This window comes from Bacillus sp. FSL W7-1034 (assembly GCF_038593365.1).
Classification (GTDB): Bacteria; Bacillota; Bacilli; order Bacillales; family Bacillaceae; genus Bacillus; species Bacillus altitudinis.
Genome location: NZ_CP151989.1, coordinates 132,641 through 149,212, shown reverse-complemented (window position 1 = coordinate 149,212; position 16,572 = coordinate 132,641). Strand labels below are relative to the sequence as shown.

At 42.0% G+C, this 16,572-nt stretch carries 28 protein-coding genes; all 28 read right to left on the bottom strand.

What is annotated here, in order from left to right; genetic code table 11:
• Positions 1-16 precede the first annotated feature (16 nt).
• Positions 17-1,309 carry a preprotein translocase subunit SecY gene (secY, locus tag NST73_RS00835; RefSeq protein ID WP_007496334.1) on the bottom strand — a complete coding sequence of 431 codons (1,293 nt, stop codon included), beginning with the start codon at positions 1,307-1,309 and terminating at the stop codon, positions 17-19.
• Position 1,310: 1 nt separating this feature from the next.
• Complete coding sequence (rplO, locus tag NST73_RS00830; RefSeq protein ID WP_003216888.1) at positions 1,311-1,751, bottom strand: 50S ribosomal protein L15; 441 nt, start codon at positions 1,749-1,751, stop codon at positions 1,311-1,313.
• A 30-nt stretch (positions 1,752-1,781) separates the two neighbouring features.
• Positions 1,782-1,964: a 50S ribosomal protein L30 gene (rpmD, locus tag NST73_RS00825; RefSeq protein WP_003217067.1), complete on the bottom strand. Its 183-nt coding sequence runs from the start codon at positions 1,962-1,964 to the stop codon at positions 1,782-1,784.
• 13 nt (positions 1,965-1,977) lie between these two features.
• A complete protein-coding gene (gene rpsE, locus NST73_RS00820) occupies positions 1,978-2,478 on the bottom strand; it encodes a 30S ribosomal protein S5 (RefSeq protein WP_007496332.1) in 501 nt (166 codons plus the stop codon).
• Between the two features lie 24 nt (positions 2,479-2,502).
• Entirely contained in the window at positions 2,503-2,865 is a 363-nt protein-coding gene (rplR, locus tag NST73_RS00815) for a 50S ribosomal protein L18 (RefSeq protein ID WP_003216951.1), read from the bottom strand.
• Positions 2,866-2,897: 32 nt separating this feature from the next.
• Positions 2,898-3,434: a 50S ribosomal protein L6 gene (gene rplF / locus NST73_RS00810; protein WP_008345395.1), complete on the bottom strand. Its 537-nt coding sequence runs from the start codon at positions 3,432-3,434 to the stop codon at positions 2,898-2,900.
• Positions 3,435-3,465: 31 nt separating this feature from the next.
• Positions 3,466-3,864 carry a 30S ribosomal protein S8 gene (rpsH, locus tag NST73_RS00805; RefSeq protein ID WP_007496327.1) on the bottom strand — a complete coding sequence of 133 codons (399 nt, stop codon included), beginning with the start codon at positions 3,862-3,864 and terminating at the stop codon, positions 3,466-3,468.
• Positions 3,865-3,895: 31 nt separating this feature from the next.
• The gene (gene rpsN / locus NST73_RS00800; RefSeq protein WP_008356542.1) at positions 3,896-4,081 is read right to left on the bottom strand and encodes a 30S ribosomal protein S14; all 186 of its coding nucleotides are present in this window, start codon (positions 4,079-4,081) and stop codon (positions 3,896-3,898) included.
• A 22-nt stretch (positions 4,082-4,103) separates the two neighbouring features.
• On the bottom strand, positions 4,104-4,643 hold the full coding sequence (rplE, locus tag NST73_RS00795) for a 50S ribosomal protein L5 (RefSeq protein WP_003217159.1): 540 nt from the start codon (positions 4,641-4,643) through the stop codon (positions 4,104-4,106).
• A 25-nt stretch (positions 4,644-4,668) separates the two neighbouring features.
• Positions 4,669-4,980, bottom strand: coding sequence for a 50S ribosomal protein L24 (rplX, locus tag NST73_RS00790; RefSeq protein ID WP_007496325.1), 312 nt, complete (start codon positions 4,978-4,980; stop codon positions 4,669-4,671).
• Positions 4,981-5,015: 35 nt separating this feature from the next.
• Entirely contained in the window at positions 5,016-5,384 is a 369-nt protein-coding gene (gene rplN / locus NST73_RS00785; RefSeq protein ID WP_003216882.1) for a 50S ribosomal protein L14, read from the bottom strand.
• A gap of 39 nt (positions 5,385-5,423) precedes the next feature.
• Positions 5,424-5,687: a 30S ribosomal protein S17 gene (gene rpsQ / locus NST73_RS00780; RefSeq protein ID WP_003216906.1), complete on the bottom strand. Its 264-nt coding sequence runs from the start codon at positions 5,685-5,687 to the stop codon at positions 5,424-5,426.
• A 25-nt stretch (positions 5,688-5,712) separates the two neighbouring features.
• Positions 5,713-5,913 carry a 50S ribosomal protein L29 gene (rpmC, locus tag NST73_RS00775; RefSeq protein WP_003217155.1) on the bottom strand — a complete coding sequence of 67 codons (201 nt, stop codon included), beginning with the start codon at positions 5,911-5,913 and terminating at the stop codon, positions 5,713-5,715.
• Positions 5,903-6,337: a 50S ribosomal protein L16 gene (rplP, locus tag NST73_RS00770; protein ID WP_003225801.1), complete on the bottom strand. Its 435-nt coding sequence runs from the start codon at positions 6,335-6,337 to the stop codon at positions 5,903-5,905. The genes rpmC and rplP overlap by 11 nt, the downstream gene beginning before the upstream one ends.
• Position 6,338: 1 nt before the next feature.
• The gene (gene rpsC, locus NST73_RS00765; protein ID WP_003217241.1) at positions 6,339-6,995 is read right to left on the bottom strand and encodes a 30S ribosomal protein S3; all 657 of its coding nucleotides are present in this window, start codon (positions 6,993-6,995) and stop codon (positions 6,339-6,341) included.
• A 3-nt stretch (positions 6,996-6,998) separates the two neighbouring features.
• Positions 6,999-7,340 carry a 50S ribosomal protein L22 gene (gene rplV, locus NST73_RS00760; protein WP_007496316.1) on the bottom strand — a complete coding sequence of 114 codons (342 nt, stop codon included), beginning with the start codon at positions 7,338-7,340 and terminating at the stop codon, positions 6,999-7,001.
• Positions 7,341-7,357: 17 nt separating this feature from the next.
• Complete coding sequence (gene rpsS, locus NST73_RS00755; protein ID WP_003216920.1) at positions 7,358-7,636, bottom strand: 30S ribosomal protein S19; 279 nt, start codon at positions 7,634-7,636, stop codon at positions 7,358-7,360.
• 57 nt (positions 7,637-7,693) lie between these two features.
• Positions 7,694-8,527, bottom strand: a complete 834-nt coding sequence (gene rplB / locus NST73_RS00750) for a 50S ribosomal protein L2 (protein ID WP_007496314.1) — start codon at positions 8,525-8,527, stop codon at positions 7,694-7,696.
• Positions 8,528-8,555: 28 nt separating this feature from the next.
• Positions 8,556-8,843, bottom strand: coding sequence for a 50S ribosomal protein L23 (gene rplW, locus NST73_RS00745; RefSeq protein WP_003217016.1), 288 nt, complete (start codon positions 8,841-8,843; stop codon positions 8,556-8,558).
• Positions 8,843-9,466, bottom strand: coding sequence for a 50S ribosomal protein L4 (gene rplD, locus NST73_RS00740; protein WP_007496312.1), 624 nt, complete (start codon positions 9,464-9,466; stop codon positions 8,843-8,845). The genes rplW and rplD overlap by 1 nt, the downstream gene beginning before the upstream one ends.
• 27 nt (positions 9,467-9,493) lie before the next feature.
• Positions 9,494-10,123, bottom strand: coding sequence for a 50S ribosomal protein L3 (rplC, locus tag NST73_RS00735; RefSeq protein ID WP_007496311.1), 630 nt, complete (start codon positions 10,121-10,123; stop codon positions 9,494-9,496).
• 37 nt (positions 10,124-10,160) lie between these two features.
• The gene (rpsJ, locus tag NST73_RS00730; protein ID WP_003156464.1) at positions 10,161-10,469 is read right to left on the bottom strand and encodes a 30S ribosomal protein S10; all 309 of its coding nucleotides are present in this window, start codon (positions 10,467-10,469) and stop codon (positions 10,161-10,163) included.
• Between the two features lie 218 nt (positions 10,470-10,687).
• A complete protein-coding gene (locus tag NST73_RS00725; RefSeq protein WP_342499300.1) occupies positions 10,688-11,647 on the bottom strand; it encodes an alpha/beta hydrolase in 960 nt (319 codons plus the stop codon).
• Positions 11,648-11,755: 108 nt separating this feature from the next.
• A complete protein-coding gene (tuf, locus tag NST73_RS00720) occupies positions 11,756-12,946 on the bottom strand; it encodes an elongation factor Tu (RefSeq protein WP_007496302.1) in 1,191 nt (396 codons plus the stop codon).
• A gap of 117 nt (positions 12,947-13,063) precedes the next feature.
• Positions 13,064-15,142: an elongation factor G gene (fusA, locus tag NST73_RS00715; RefSeq protein ID WP_007496301.1), complete on the bottom strand. Its 2,079-nt coding sequence runs from the start codon at positions 15,140-15,142 to the stop codon at positions 13,064-13,066.
• Between the two features lie 54 nt (positions 15,143-15,196).
• Positions 15,197-15,667, bottom strand: coding sequence for a 30S ribosomal protein S7 (rpsG, locus tag NST73_RS00710; RefSeq protein ID WP_003216884.1), 471 nt, complete (start codon positions 15,665-15,667; stop codon positions 15,197-15,199).
• A gap of 121 nt (positions 15,668-15,788) precedes the next feature.
• Positions 15,789-16,208: a 30S ribosomal protein S12 gene (rpsL, locus tag NST73_RS00705; protein WP_003216962.1), complete on the bottom strand. Its 420-nt coding sequence runs from the start codon at positions 16,206-16,208 to the stop codon at positions 15,789-15,791.
• A gap of 113 nt (positions 16,209-16,321) precedes the next feature.
• Positions 16,322-16,570: a 50S ribosomal protein L7ae-like protein gene (locus tag NST73_RS00700; protein WP_008345416.1), complete on the bottom strand. Its 249-nt coding sequence runs from the start codon at positions 16,568-16,570 to the stop codon at positions 16,322-16,324.
• Between the last annotated feature and the right edge of the window lie 2 nt (positions 16,571-16,572).

Genomic DNA, 16,572 nt, shown 5'->3' with positions numbered 1-16,572 from the left:
AGCCCAGCCCTCTGTTTTATTTCATAAATCCACGGTAGTTTCGTTTCACTAATTGGCTTTCAAGCTGTTTCATTGTTTCAAGTGCAACACCTACAACAATGAGAAGACTTGTGCCGCCAATTTGTGCAGCGGAAGGTAATCCAGCGAATTGAATGAAAAAGATAGGAAGTATTGAAATCACGGCTAAGAAAATGGCGCCCACAAACGTGAGTCGGTACAAAATGCTCGTAATTCTATCTTGAGTCATTTTCCCTGGACGAACTCCCGGGATATAGCCACCCTGCTTTTGCAGATTTTCAGCCATTTGTTCAGGGTTTACTTGGACAAAGGCATAAAAATATGTGAAAGCAACAATCAGTGCTACATAAATCGTCATACCGATTGGCTTAGTATAGTCAAAGTTGTTAGTTATCCAGGTTGTCACATTATTTGTTCCGAAGAACGATGCGATCGTCTGCGGAGTAATAATGAACGAAACGGCAAAGATGACTGGAATCACCCCTGCTGGATTCACTTTCAATGGAAGGTGCGTTGCTTGACTAGCAGACATTTGTGCACGGCCAGTTCCTTTTGAATACTGAATCGCAATCTTTCTCACTGCCATTTGAATGTAAATAACACCGATAACAATGACAAGAATAGCAATCACAATAAGGGCAATTTTCAGGATTTGCATGAACAGCTGTCCATCTCCACCTACAAATTGCTGAGCGTACACTTGCTTTAATGTTTGAGGGATACCTGCGATGATACCGGCAAAGATAATAATCGAAATACCGTTACCAACACCGTGAGCAGTAATCTGCTCTCCCAGCCACATTAAAAATGCTGTTCCCGCAGTGAGTACGACCGCAATTAAGAGATACGTTGAAACACCTGGGTTTTCAATCAGCATGCCTCCTGCCATATTGTTAAATCCATATGACATTCCTAACGCCTGGATAAATCCTAGAACAATTGTAAAATACCTTGTGAATTGTGCTAATTTTCGGCGGCCAACCTCTCCTTGCTTTGACCACTCAGTAAACTTCGGTACAACATCCATCTGCAAGAGCTGGATGATGATCGAAGCAGTGATATACGGCATAATCCCCATTGCAAGAATGGAGAATTGGAAAAGTGCCCCGCCCCCAAACGTGTTGAGGATTCCGAAAACACTCATTTGATCCTGTGCCTGGAGAACTTCGGCGTTCACATTAGGCACAGGGATGAAAGCACCTATACGAAAGACGACTAACATTAAAAGTGTAAATATAATCTTATTCCGTATATCTTTCACGCGCATAAAATTGGAGATTGTCTTAAACAAGTTAGATCACCTCGGCTGTACCGCCAGCAGCTTCAATCGCTTCTTTAGCAGAAGCAGAGAATTTATTGGCTTTTACAGTTAATTTTTTTTCTAATTTACCGTTGCCAAGAATTTTTACTCCTGCTTTTAACTTGCTTATTGCACCAGTCTCTAGAAGAAGTTCAGGAGTGACTTCCGTTCCTTCGTCAAAACTGTTTAATCTGTCTAAGTTGATTACCGCGTAATCTTTACGGTTGATGTTTGTAAAACCACGTTTTGGAAGGCGTTGGAATAAAGGCATTTGACCACCTTCGAATCCAGGGCGTACACCGCCGCCAGAACGAGCGTTTTGACCTTTATGACCTTTACCAGAAGTTTTACCGTTACCTGATCCAATACCACGACCAACACGGTTGCGTACTTTACGTGAACCTTCTGAAGGCTTCAATTCATGAAGTTTCATTTGGGCACCTCCTTATCGATTAAAAATGTTTTATTGTTCTTTAACAGAAACTAAATGAGACACCTTGTTAATCATGCCGCGGATCGCTGCATTGTCTTCATGTACGACTGTTTGGTTTGTTTTCTTTAGACCAAGAGTACGAACAGTGACACGCTGATCTTCCGGGCGACCGATTACACTGCGTTTGAGGGTAATTTCTAATTTATTTGCCATTATTGTTCCCTCCTTATCCTAACAGGTCTTCTACAGATTTTCCACGAAGCTTCGCTACATCTTCAGCACGTTTAAGTTCACTTAAACCTTGAAGTGTTGCGCGGATCATGTTGATCGGTGTATTAGAACCTAGAGATTTAGAAAGGATATCAGCTAGACCAGCAAGCTCAAGTACCGCACGCACTGGGCCTCCAGCGATAACTCCTGTACCTTCTGAAGCAGGCTTCAATAGAACGTTTCCTGCACCGAATCGACCGATGATTTCATGTGGAATTGTAGTTCCAACCATTGGTACTTCAATTAAATTCTTTTTCGCGTCTTCAACAGCTTTGCGGATCGCTTCTGGTACTTCTTGTGCTTTACCAGTACCGAATCCTACATGACCGTTTTTGTCACCGACAACAACTAAAGCTGCAAAACGGAAACGACGTCCACCTTTAACAACTTTCGCTACCCGGTTAACCGTAACTAAGCGTTCTTCTAACTCTAATTTGCTTGGGTCAATACGACTCATTCGGATGTGTCCCTCCTTCTTTTATTAAAATTTAAGTCCAGCCTCACGAGCAGCTTCAGCTAGAGCTTTTACACGTCCATGATATAAGTATCCTCCGCGGTCAAATACCACGTTAGAGATGCCTTTTTCAACAGCACGTTTTGCAACAAGTTCGCCAACTTTAGTAGCAGCTGCAGCGTCAGAACTATTCTCGATCTTTAACTCTTTATCAAGAGTAGAAGCACTTACAAGTGTTACACCGTTAACATCATCAATTACTTGAGCGTAGATGTTCTTGTTAGAACGGAAAACGTTAAGGCGAGGTCTTTCAGCAGTACCTGAAAGTTTCGCACGAACACGAGCGTGTCTTTTAAGACGAGTAGCGTTTTTGCTAGTTTTCGTAATCATCCGAGTCACTCCTTTCTTCACATTAAGCGATCTTACTTACCAGTTTTTCCTTCTTTACGGCGAACGAATTCACCTTCGTAACGAATTCCTTTACCTTTGTAAGGCTCTGGAGCACGGACAGCGCGGATGTTAGAAGCTAGAGCTCCTACACGCTCTTTATCGATACCTTTAACGATTACTTTCGTTTGAGATGGAACTTCTACTTCTACTCCAGCCTCAGGAACGATTTCAACTGGGTGAGAGTATCCAACGTTAAGAACAAGTTTGTTTCCAGATTTAGCTGCACGGTAACCGACACCGATTAGTTCTAAACCTCTTTCGAAACCTTTAGATACACCTTCAACCATGTTTGCAATTAAGCTACGTGTTGTACCATGTAATGCACGGTGTTCTTTATTTTCAGACGGACGGCTTACAGTTAAGACGTTGTCCTCAATTTTAATTTCCATATCAGGGTGAAATGCACGAGTTAGTTCACCTTTTGGTCCCTTTACTGTCACTGTGTTATCGTTGTTTGTCACAGTTACTCCTGAAGGGATCTCGATTAGCTTTTTACCTATACGAGACATACCAAGCACCTCCATTCATCTTAAACTTTTTTTACCATACGTAAGCAAGTACTTCTCCACCAGCTTGTTTAGCACGGGCTTCTTTGTCCGATAAAACACCTTGTGATGTAGAAATAATTGCGATTCCAAGTCCGTTAAGTACACGTGGTACTTCATTTGATTTCGCATATACGCGTAAACCAGGTTTACTGATTCTTTTAAGACCAGTGATAACACGTTCGTTGTTTTGGCCGTATTTAAGGAACAAACGGATAATTCCTTGTTTGCTGTCTTCGACGTACTCAACGTCACGGATAAAACCTTCACGCTTTAAGATTTCAGCAATTTCTCTTTTGATTTTTGAAGCCGGTACTTCTAGCTTCTCATGACGTACCATGTTCGCATTGCGAATACGAGTCAGCAAATCTGCAATCGGATCTGTCATAACCATTATTTAATAACCTCCTTCCCATTTATGGGGATTACCAGCTGGCTTTTTTAACGCCAGGAATTTGTCCTTTATATGCAAGTTCGCGGAAACAAATACGGCAAAGTTTAAACTTGCGAATTACTGAATGTGGACGTCCACAACGTTCGCAGCGCGTATACTCTTGAACTTTAAACTTTTGTTTGCGTTGTTGTTTCGCAATCATAGACTTTTTAGCCACGATTTCGCCTCCCTTTCATTGATTATTTCTGGAACGGCATACCTACTTGAGTTAATAACTCACGTGCTTCTTCATCCGTGTTGGCAGTCGTAACGATAACGATATCCATACCGCGGACTTTTGTTACTTTATCGTAATCAATTTCTGGGAAGATTAACTGTTCTTTAATACCAAGCGTGTAGTTTCCACGACCGTCGAAAGATTTCTTAGAAATCCCGCGGAAGTCACGTACACGTGGTAAAGATACAGAAATAAGTTTATCAAGGAAATCGTACATGCGCTCTCCGCGAAGTGTTACTTTCGCACCGATTGGCATTCCTTCACGTAGACGGAATCCAGCAATAGACTTCTTCGCACGAGTAACGACAGGTTTTTGACCAGCGATAAACGTTAATTCTTCAACAGCAGTATCGATTGCTTTAGCGTTTTGAACGGCGTCACCAACACCCATGTTGATCACGATTTTTTCGATTTTTGGCACTTGCATTACTGATTTGTATTCAAACTTAGAAACTAATGCAGGTGTAATTTCTTTTACATACTTTTCTTTAAGGCGGTTCATGAGAAAGACCTCCCTTCCTTATTTACTATTTATCTAGAACTTGCCCAGATTTTTTCGCTACACGGACTTTCTTTCCGTCCTCAACTTTATATCCAATACGTGTCACTTCACCCGTTTTAGGATCAAGCGGCATTACGTTTGATACGTGGATCGGCGCTTCTTGTTCAGAAATTCCGCCTTGAGGGTTAGCTTGGGTTGGTTTAGAGTGTTTTTTCACAAGGTTAATACCTTCTACTAAAACACGGTCCTTTTTAGGGAAAGCAGCAAGGATGACACCTTGTTTACCTTTATCTTTACCAGAGATAACCACTACTTTATCGCCCTTTTTAACATGCATTTAATCGCACCTCCTTGAGTCGCGGATTGTATTCATTAAAGTACTTCTGGTGCTAAAGAAACAATTTTCATATAGTTGTTTTCACGAAGTTCACGTGCTACTGGTCCGAAGATACGAGTTCCACGTGGGCTCTTGTCGTCACGGATGATGACACATGCATTTTCATCAAAACTGATGTAAGATCCATCGTTTCTGCGAGCTCCGCTCTTAGTACGAACGATAACTGCTTTCACAACTTCACCTTTTTTGACAACGCCTCCTGGTGTTGCTTGTTTAACCGTACAAACAATGACATCACCGATGTTAGCCGTCTTACGTCCAGAGCCACCAAGAACTTTAATCGTTAGTACTTCGCGTGCGCCAGAGTTGTCAGCTACTTTTAAACGAGTCTCCTGTTGAATCATTAATGTTACCTCCCTTCGGAAAAAGAAATCCGAACTTTATTAGATAATAACAGCTTCTTCGACAACTTCAACTAGACGAAAGCGTTTAGTCGCAGATAATGGACGAGTTTCCATGACCTTTACGATGTCTCCGATTTTTGCTTGGTTGTTTTCATCATGTGCTTTGAACTTTTTAGAGTATCTTACACGTTTGCCATAAAGTGAATGCTTTTTGTATGTTTCAACTACAACAGTGATGGTTTTATCCATTTTGTCAGAAACAACACGACCTTGATACACTTTACGTTGGTTACGTTCGCTCATGTTTGCGGGGCCTCCCCTCTAATTATTATTTATTAGCAGCGATTTCTCTTTGACGAATCACAGTTTTCATGCGTGCGATTGATTTACGCACTTCACGAATGCGAGCAGTGTTTTCAAGCTGCCCAGTCGCTAATTGGAAACGAAGATTGAAAAGTTCTTCTTTAAGAGACTTTACTTTTTGTTCAATTTCAGCAGTGGTAAGGTCACGAATTTCATTAGCTTTCATTTGATTCACCACCAATTTCTTCACGTTTTACGAACTTCGTTTTAATTGGCAATTTGTGAGATGCAAGACGAAGAGCTTCACGAGCAACTTCTTCAGACACACCAGAAATTTCAAATAAAACTTTGCCCGGTTTTACTACAGCTACCCAGCCTTCTGGAGCACCTTTACCGGAACCCATGCGGACCTCTAGAGGTTTAGCTGTGTATGGCTTAGAAGGGAAAATTTTGATCCAAACTTTACCGCCACGTTTCATGTAACGAGTCATAGCAATACGAGCAGCTTCGATTTGACGGTTAGTGATCCAAGAAGCTTCAAGAGCTTGGATACCGAACTCACCGAAATGTACTTCAGTGCCGCCTTTTGCACGACCACGCATTTTTCCACGATGTTCTCTGCGATACTTCACGCGTTTTGGCAATAACATATTATTTTCCTCCTTCCGCAGTATTCTTCTTAGTTGGAAGGACTTCTCCACGATAGATCCATACTTTTACGCCAAGCTTACCATAAGTAGTATCAGCTTCAGCAGTAGCATAGTCGATGTCAGCACGAAGTGTGTGCAATGGAACAGTACCTTCACTGTAATATTCAGAACGAGCAATATCTGCACCGCCAAGACGACCAGAAACCATTGTTTTGATTCCTTGTGCTCCAGCACGCATTGTGCGTTGGATTGTTTGTTTTTGTGCACGACGGAATGAAATACGATTTTCAAGTTGACGAGCGATGTTTTCAGCAACTAGCTGAGCATCAAGATCTGCTCTCTTGATTTCAAGAATGTTGATGTGTACACGTTTGCCAGTTAGGCTGTTAAGAGCTTTACGAAGTGCTTCAACTTCAGATCCGCCTTTACCAATTACCATACCTGGTTTAGCCGTGTGGATTGTGATATTTACGCGGTTTGCAGCACGTTCGATTTCTACTTTAGAAACAGACGCGTCAGACAAACGCTTGCTGATGAATTCACGGATTTTCAAGTCTTCATGTAAGAAGTCAGCGTAATCTTTTCCTGCGAACCATTTAGATTCCCAATCACGAATGACGCCAATACGAAGACCTACTGGATTTACCTTTTGACCCACGGATTATCCCTCCTTCTTTTCTGATACAACGATTGTAATGTGGCTAGTACGTTTGTTAATTGCGCTCGCACGACCCATAGCACGTGGACGGAATCTCTTAAGTGTTGGACCTTCGTCAACGAATGCTTGAGTAATCACTAGGCTGTTAGCGTCCAACTCGTAGTTGTGCTCAGCATTTGCGATAGCAGATTTTAATACTTTTTCAATAATTGGTGAAGCAGCCTTAGGCGTAAGGTTTAAGATAGAAACTGCTTCTCCTACTTGCTTACCTCGGATCAGGTCCATTACTAGACGTGCTTTACGAGGAGCAATACGGACTGTTCTTGCGACAGCTTTAGCTTGCATTTAAAAGCCTCCTCTCATTAGCGTCTTGTTTTTTTATCGTCACTAGCATGACCTTTGTAAGTACGGCTTGGTGCGAATTCGCCCAATTTGTGACCTACCATATCTTCAGAAATGAAAACAGGTACATGTTTGCGTCCGTCATAGACAGCGATTGTGTGACCGATGAATTGTGGGAAAATTGTAGAACGACGAGACCAAGTTTTTACGACTTGCTTTTTGTCAGTTTCATTCAATTTCTCGACTTTAGCCATCAAATGATCATCAACAAATGGTCCTTTTTTTAAGCTGCGAGCCATTGTGGAACCTCCCTTCGTGATTGAACTACGGTCCTAAATGAACCGTAGACAACCCCGTTACTTGTTTTTACGACGACGTACAATGAATTTATCAGACTTGTTGGTTTTCTTACGAGTCTTGAATCCAAGAGTCGGTTTACCCCATGGAGACATTGGTGATTTACGTCCGATTGGAGCGCGTCCTTCACCACCGCCGTGTGGGTGATCGTTAGGGTTCATTACAGAACCACGAACTGTTGGGCGTACGCCTTTCCAGCGAGAACGTCCAGCTTTACCGATGTTGATTAGTTCGTGTTGTTCGTTTCCAACTTGACCGATAGTCGCACGGCAAGCAGAAAGGATCATGCGTACTTCACCAGAGTTCAAACGTACAAGAACGTATTTACCTTCTTTACCTAGAACTTGAGCAGAAGTACCAGCAGAACGAACTAATTGTCCACCTTTACCTGGTTTTAATTCAATGTTATGCACAACTGTACCAACTGGAATGTTGATAAGTGGAAGAGCATTACCTGGTTTGATGTCAGCTTCTGGTCCAGAAGTAACTTCAGTACCAACTTGGATTCCTTTCGGAGCAAGAATGTAACGTTTCTCACCATCTGCATAGTTTACAAGAGCGATGTTCGCTGAACGGTTTGGATCATACTCGATTGTAGCAACGCGTCCAGGTATACCGTCTTTATCACGCTTAAAGTCGATGATACGGTATTGACGTTTGTGACCGCCACCTTGATGACGAACAGTCAATCTACCTTGGTTGTTACGTCCGCCTTTTCTGTGAAGCGGTGCAAGCAACGATTTTTCTGGTTTGTCAGTCGTGATTTCAGCAAAATCTGAAGTAGTCATGCCACGACGACCATTACTGGTTGGTTTATACTTTTTAATCGCCATTTTGAATTTCCCTCCTTCTTTTTAAGATTTACGCTTCAAAAATTTCGATTTCTTTGCTGTCAGCAGTTAATTTCACGATCGCTTTTCTGCGACGGCTAGTCATACCAGTGTAGCGTCCAACGCGTTTTGATTTACCTTTGTAGTTTTGAACGTTGACTTTCTCAACTTTCACTCCAAAGATTTCTTCAACAGCGTCTTTCACTTCTGTCTTGTTAGCTCTGACATCAACTTCGAACGTGTACTTCTTCTCTGTCATTAGATCAGCAGAACGTTCAGTAATGATAGGGCGCTTTAGAACATCACGAGGATCTTTCATTATGCAAGTCCCTCCTCTACTTTTTCAACCGCTGCTTTAGTGATCAGAAGTTTGTCGTGGTTGACAACGTCAAGAACGTTGATACCGTTAGCTTCAACAACTGTTACTCCAGGGATGTTACGAGCAGATAAAGCAACTGTTTCGTTTGCATCCGCAGTGACGATCAACGCTTTCTTCTCAACAGATAACCCTTTAAGGATGCCTGCGAATTCTTTCGTTTTCACTGCATCAAGAGTAAGATCCTCAAGAACGATGATGTTGTTGTCGATTACTTTAGAAGACAATACTGACTTGATAGCCAAGCGGCGAACTTTTTTAGGTAATTTATAAGAATAGCTGCGTGGTGTTGGACCGAATACGATACCGCCTCCGCGCCATTGTGGTGAACGGATAGAACCTTGACGAGCACGACCTGTACCCTTCTGTCTCCAAGGTTTACGACCTCCGCCACGTACTTCAGAACGAGTTTTTACTTTGTGAGTTCCTTGACGTAAGGAAGCTCTTTGCATAAGAATAGCATCGAATACTACGCTTTCGTTTGGCTCAATTCCAAACACAGAAGCGTTTAATTCGATTTCACCGTTAGTAGAACCGTTTTGGTTAAATAATGCTACTTTTGGCATGACTTGTTTCCTCCTTTCCTAAGAGAGTTATTTAGTTTTAACTGCACTCTTTACAGTTACTAGAGATTTTTTAGCTCCTGGTACGTTTCCTTTGATCAAAAGAAGATTGCGTTCTGCATCAACTTTAACGATCTCAAGATTTTGGACAGTGATTTGCTCTCCGCCCATACGTCCTGGAAGAAGTTTACCTTTGAATACTCGGTTTGGATCAACAGGTCCCATTGAACCAGGACGACGGTGGTAACGTGAACCGTGAGTCATTGGTCCGCGTGATTGTCCGTGGCGTTTGATAGCCCCTTGGAATCCTTTACCTTTTGATGTTCCTGTTACATCTACGATATCTCCATTTGCGAAAATATCAACTTTGACTTCCTGACCAACTTCATACGCATCTAACTCCACACCGCGTAATTCTTTTACGAAGCGCTTAGGAGCAGTTTCCGCTTTAGCAACGTGGCCTTTCTCTGGTTTGTTAGAAAGCTTCTCACGTTTGTCGTCAAAACCGATTTGGATTGCTTCATAGCCATCCGTGTCAGTAGTCTTCTTCTGAAGAACAACGTTAGCAGCAGCCTCAACAACAGTTACAGGGATAAGATCACCGTTTTCTGCGAATACTTGCGTCATACCAATTTTTCTACCTAAGATTCCTTTGGTCATTCGTCACACCTCCTATAATATGTGTTTTCTATTTGAATTAAAGTTTGATTTCGATATCTACACCGGATGGTAAATCTAAACGCATAAGTGCATCAACTGTTTGCGGAGTTGGATTCACGATGTCGATTAGACGTTTGTGAGTACGCATCTCGAATTGCTCACGAGAATCTTTGTACTTATGCACCGCACGAAGGATTGTGTAAACTGATTTTTCAGTTGGAAGCGGGATTGGACCAGATACACTAGCACCAGAACGCTTAGCCGTTTCAACAATCTTCTCAGCAGATTGATCAAGAATTCTATGATCATATGCTTTTAAACGAATACGAATTTTTTGTTTTGCCATTATTTTCCCTCCTTTTCGCCTACTTACGTTAGACAGTTCTCCGTGAGAAAAACCTGATCACCTTGCCATGGCAAAGCGGCCGGGTGTGTCAGCAACCTCTCACTTCATCGCAGTCAAAGACCAACATGCACTATTGTACCAAATTGGCCTGCGTGTTGCAATAATAAATCGGATAAATTTATGATTTGCACACTTTTCATATTATACAGGGGTTCAGCCTATAAATCAAGCTTTCCCTGAAGATGATGTGTAGCTGTCTTCCTGACGATACGAATAAATTCTTCTGGCTCTTCAATATGCGGAGAATGCGCAGATTCTTTAAAAGTAAACCACTCTTTTATTGGTGCTGTAAGTTGATCAACATATGGTTTTGATACAGCAGCTGGTGTAATCATGTCATGTTCCCCGATGATAAAGTAGCAGGGTATTAATATAGAAGAAACTCGGTATTGAATGCTTTCGTTCATCAGCTCGTCCCACAGCATATCCTGGCTATACTTCTGTCCCATAAGGAATTTCCACTTATCTTTTAGCTGATAATGCTTACTAACAAGAAATGCATACAGCATTTGAAAAAGTGGCTTCCACCTATGCGTGAGCCCTACTTTTGCGAACTCTTTGTATAGAGAGAACAAAGCATGAGCAGAGGTGCGTTTCCAAGGGGGTGGTGTCAGCAATCTTAGACATCTAGTGAAGAAATGCTTGCCTTGATATTTTTTTAGAAGAAGTTCGTACGATACAATATCCTCTTTTAATACATCAACCACCTGACTAACTCCATAATAGGCATGATACAAATCTGGTCGTTTATGTACAGCTTGTATCGCAATTAATGATCCCCATGAATAACCCGCAATGTATAATTTCGTTTGATCATTATAAGAAAGCAGTTTTTCTGTAAGCTCAATCGTATCCTCTACGAATTGCCCAATGGTCATAGAAGACTCAGGAATGTTTTTTTGATAAGACAGTCCTGCACCGCGCTGGTCCCAATGAACAACAGTGAAGTCTTGATCAAGTTCCTTATGAAAGGAATCGATATAACTCATTTGAGCTGAGCCTGGGCCACCGTGTAAAAATAATAAAACAGGTTTTGTTTTTTCTGCTTGATCTTCTTTTATCATAATCCATTGATCAACCCCGCCAATCGGCCACTTTTTCAACATTGTCTTCGCCATTCCAGTGATCCTCTCGGTTCCATTTAGATTCTATAGCTTATAGTAGCTGTTATGCACTGGAAAAGCAAAAAAAGAGACCCTTTTGCAAGGAGTCTCTTTTAACTGTTATTACTTAATGATAGTAGAAACGACGCCAGAACCTACAGTACGTCCACCCTCACGGATAGAGAAACGAGTTCCTTCTTCGATAGCGATAGTAGAGATAAGTTCAACTTCCATCTCAGTGTTATCGCCAGGCATTACCATTTCAGTACCTTCTGGAAGATGTACGATACCAGTTACGTCAGTTGTACGGAAGTAGAACTGCGGACGGTAGTTAGTGAAGAATGGAGTATGACGTCCACCCTCTTCTTTAGAAAGTACATAAACTTCAGCTTTGAAACGGCTATGTGGAGTGATTGTACCTGGTTTAGCAAGTACTTGACCACGTTGGATATCTTCACGAGATACACCACGAAGTAGTGCACCGATGTTGTCACCAGCTTCAGCATAGTCAAGAAGTTTACGGAACATTTCAACACCTGTAACAGTTGTTTTACCGTTTTCTTCTTGAAGACCGATGATTTCAACTTCGTCACCGACTTTAACTTGTCCACGCTCAACACGACCAGTAGCAACTGTTCCACGACCAGTGATTGAGAATACGTCCTCAACTGGCATCATGAATGGCTTCTCAGTGTCACGCTCTGGAGTTGGGATGTACTCATCAACCGCATCCATAAGTTCGAAGATTTTTGCTTCGTAATCAGCATCACCTTCAAGAGCTTTAAGAGCAGAACCTTTGATAACTGGTACATCGTCACCAGGGAAGTCATAGTCAGAAAGAAGGTCACGAACTTCCATTTCAACAAGTTCAAGTAACTCTTCATCGTCAACCATGTCACATTTGTTAAGGAATACTACGATGTAAGGAACACCTACGTTACGAGAAAGTAGGATGTGCTCACGTGTTTGTGGCATTGGACCATCAGCAGCAGATACTACTAAGATCGCGCCGTCCATTTGAGCAGCACCAGTGATCATGTTTTTAACATAGTCAGCGTGTCCTGGGCAGTCTACGTGTGCATAGTGACGAGTTTCAGTTTCATACTCAACGTGTGCAGTTGAGATTGTGATTCCACGCTCGCGCTCTTCTGGAGCACCATCGATTTGGTCATAAGCCATAGCTGTACCTTTACCAGATTTCTTATGAAGAACTGTTGAGATAGCAGCAGTTAGAGTTGTTTTACCATGGTCAACGTGTCCAATTGTACCAATGTTAGCATGCGATTTGGAACGGTCGAATTTTTCTTTAGCCATTCTAAAAATCCTCCTTAAAGGTTCATTGTATTTGGTATGAGTGATAGAAAGTGAAGAGTTACCTCCCACTTTCTGATCTTCAATAGTAGTTATACTTTAGTTTAAAGGCAAAATCAATTATTCACCTTTATTTTTTTTGATGATTTCTTCACTGATGCTCTTAGGCACTTCTTCGTAGTGATCCATGTGCATAGTGAAAGTACCGCGTCCTTGTGTGTTAGAACGGAGTGCAGTTGCATATCCGAACATTTCAGAAAGTGGAACCATAGCGCGAACAACTTGAGCGTTACCGCGAGCTTCCATACCTTCTACACGTCCACGACGAGATGTGATATCACCCATGATGTCTCCCATGTATTCTTCTGGGATAACGACTTCTACTTTCATCATTGGCTCAAGTAGAACTGGGTTACATTTGCTGACAGCATTTTTCAATGCCATAGATGCAGCAATTTTAAACGCCATTTCGTTAGAGTCAACATCGTGGTAAGATCCATCGAATAATTTTGCTTTGATGTCGATTAATGGGAATCCAGCTAATACACCATTTTCTAGTGAATCTTCAAGACCTGCTTGAATTGCTGGAATGTATTCACGTGGAACAACCCCACCGACGATTGCATTTGTGAATTCGAAGCCTGCGCCTTCTTCGTTTGGTTCGAATTCGATCCATACGTGTCCGAACTGACCGCGTCCACCAGACTGACGTACGAATTTACCTTCAACTTTTGCACTAGAACGGAATGTTTCACGGTACGCAACTTGAGGAGCACCTACGTTAGCTTCAACCTTGAACTCACGCTTCATACGGTCAACAATGATATCAAGGTGAAGCTCACCCATACCAGAGATGATCGTTTGACCAGTTTCAGTGTTTGTTTGTGTACGGAATGTTGGATCCTCTTCAGCTAGTTTAGCTAAAGCGATACCCATTTTATCTTGGTCAGCCTTAGATTTAGGCTCGATAGCTACATCGATAACTGGCTCTGGGAATTCCATAGACTCAAGGATAACAAGATTTTTCTCGTCACAAAGAGTATCACCAGTAGATGTATCTTTAAGACCAACAGCTGCTGCGATATCCCCTGCATATACAGTAGAGATTTCTTCACGGCTGTTTGCGTGCATTTGAAGGATACGTCCAACACGCTCACGCTTGTTCTTAGAAGAGTTCTTCACGTAAGAACCAGAATCAAGTGTTCCAGAGTATACGCGGAAGAAAGTTAGTTTCCCAACATAAGGGTCAGTCATAACTTTAAATGCAAGAGCTGCGAATGGTGCGTCATCAGTAGACTCACGTACAACTTCTTCATTTGTATCTGGCAATGTACCTTTGATTGCAGCAACATCAGTTGGTGCAGGAAGGTAGTCAAGCACAGCGTCAAGTACAAGCTGAACACCTTTGTTTTTGAAAGCAGATCCAACAAGAACTGGGTAGAATTCAACATTCAAAGTTCCTTTACGGATTGCAGCTTTCAATTCAGGAATTGTGATTTCTTCACCCTCAAGGTATTTTTCCATAAGCTCTTCATCAAGCTCAGCGACAGCTTCAATCAAGCTGCTGCGAAGCTCTTCAGCTTTGTCTTTATACTCAGCAGGGATTTCTTGTGCATCAGAGCGAGTTCCAAGGTCATCTTCGTAGAAGTATGCTACGTTTTCTACAAGGTCGATGATTCCTTCGAATTGATCTTCAGCGCCGATCGGCAATTGAATTGCATGAGCGTTCGCTTGAAGACGATCTCTTAATGTGCTTACAGAGTAAAGGAAGTCCGCACCGGTTTTATCCATTTTGTTAACGAATACGATACGAGGTACTCCGTAAGTTGTTGCTTGGCGCCAAACTGTTTCAGTTTGAGGCTCTACACCTGATTGTGCATCAAGAACAGCAACCGCACCATCAAGTACACGCAAAGAACGTTCAACTTCAACAGTGAAGTCTACGTGTCCTGGTGTATCAATGATGTTTACACGGTAACCTTTCCATTGTGCTGTAGTAGCAGCAGAAGTGATTGTAATACCACGTTCTTGCTCCTGCTCCATCCAGTCCATTTGTGAAGCTCCTTCGTGAGTTTCACCAATTTTATGGATACGACCAGTGTAGTACAAGATACGCTCAGTCGTTGTCGTTTTACCGGCATCGATGTGAGCCATGATACCAATATTACGAGTTTTGTCTAAGGAGAACTCTCTTGCCATTGGGTAATTTCTCCTTCCTTATTAGGGAATAGTTTTTTTAGTTTGGTATAAATCCTACCAGCGGTAGTGAGCGAATGCTTTGTTCGCTTCTGCCATTTTGTGTGTATCTTCACGTTTCTTAACAGCAGCACCAGTGTTGTTAGCTGCGTCAAGGATTTCGTTAGCAAGACGCTCTTCCATCGTTTTTTCTCCACGAAGACGAGCGTAGTTTACTAACCAGCGAAGACCTAAAGTCGTACGACGATCTGGGCGAACTTCTACAGGAACTTGGTAGTTAGCTCCACCTACACGACGTGCTTTAACTTCAAGAACTGGCATGATGTTTTTCAAGGCTTGTTCGAAAACCTCCATCGCTTCATTACCAGTACGTTCTTTGATGATATCAAATGACTTGTAGAGAATAGTTTGTGACTTTCCTCTTTTACCGTCGATCATCATTTTGTTGATCAAACGAGATACAAGTTTAGAATTGTAAATTGGATCTGGCAAAACGTCTCTTTTTGCTACAGGACCTTTACGTGGCATCTGAATAGCCTCCCTTCTCTTTTAAAAGGATTTCTATCTGTCTTTCATCTCAATTTCATTGTCAGCTGCCTGACTCCACTGAACTGAACTCAACTTCTAAAAACCCTTATGTTTGTTTATATTATTTGCTTTGTTTAGGGCGTTTTGTTCCGTATTTAGAACGTCCTTGCATACGACCGTCAACTCCGGCAGTATCAAGCGCACCACGAACGATGTGGTAACGTACACCCGGTAAGTCTTTTACACGTCCGCCACGGATAAGTACTACACTGTGCTCTTGTAGGTTATGTCCGATACCAGGAATGTAAGCTGTTACCTCAATCAGGTTAGACAAACGTACACGAGCATATTTACGTAGTGCTGAGTTTGGTTTTTTCGGTGTCATTGTACCGACACGAGTACAAACCCCGCGCTTCTGTGGAGATGTTACGTTAGTGTGCTCTTTTTTGAAACTGTTGTATCCTTTGTTAAGTGCAGGAGACTTTGAGTTTTCAACTTTACTCACGCGTCCTTTGCGTATTAGCTGATTAATTGTAGGCATGTTGTTATTCCTCCCTTCATTACTTTTTTTATAACCCACATACCCAGGTGGTTCATCAAAAGGCAAAAAACAATGCTTTTGCATTTTAAGCATGCAAAAACAAAACAAGTACGCTATAACATAATGGCAACAGCTGCTGCCCCAACTTCAATTCCGCAGGCCTTGCCGAGCTTTTTCATGGAATCTACCACTAAAATGTCTACACCCTTCTCTTGCGCTAGTTTCATTACACTAGCGGTTAAAGCAGGATCAGCATCTTTCGCTACGACGATTTCCTTCACTGAATCTCGTTTCAGAGCTTTTACTGTTTGCTTCGTACCAATAATAATGGATTGAGCCTGTGATACTTTATCATAAGACATCG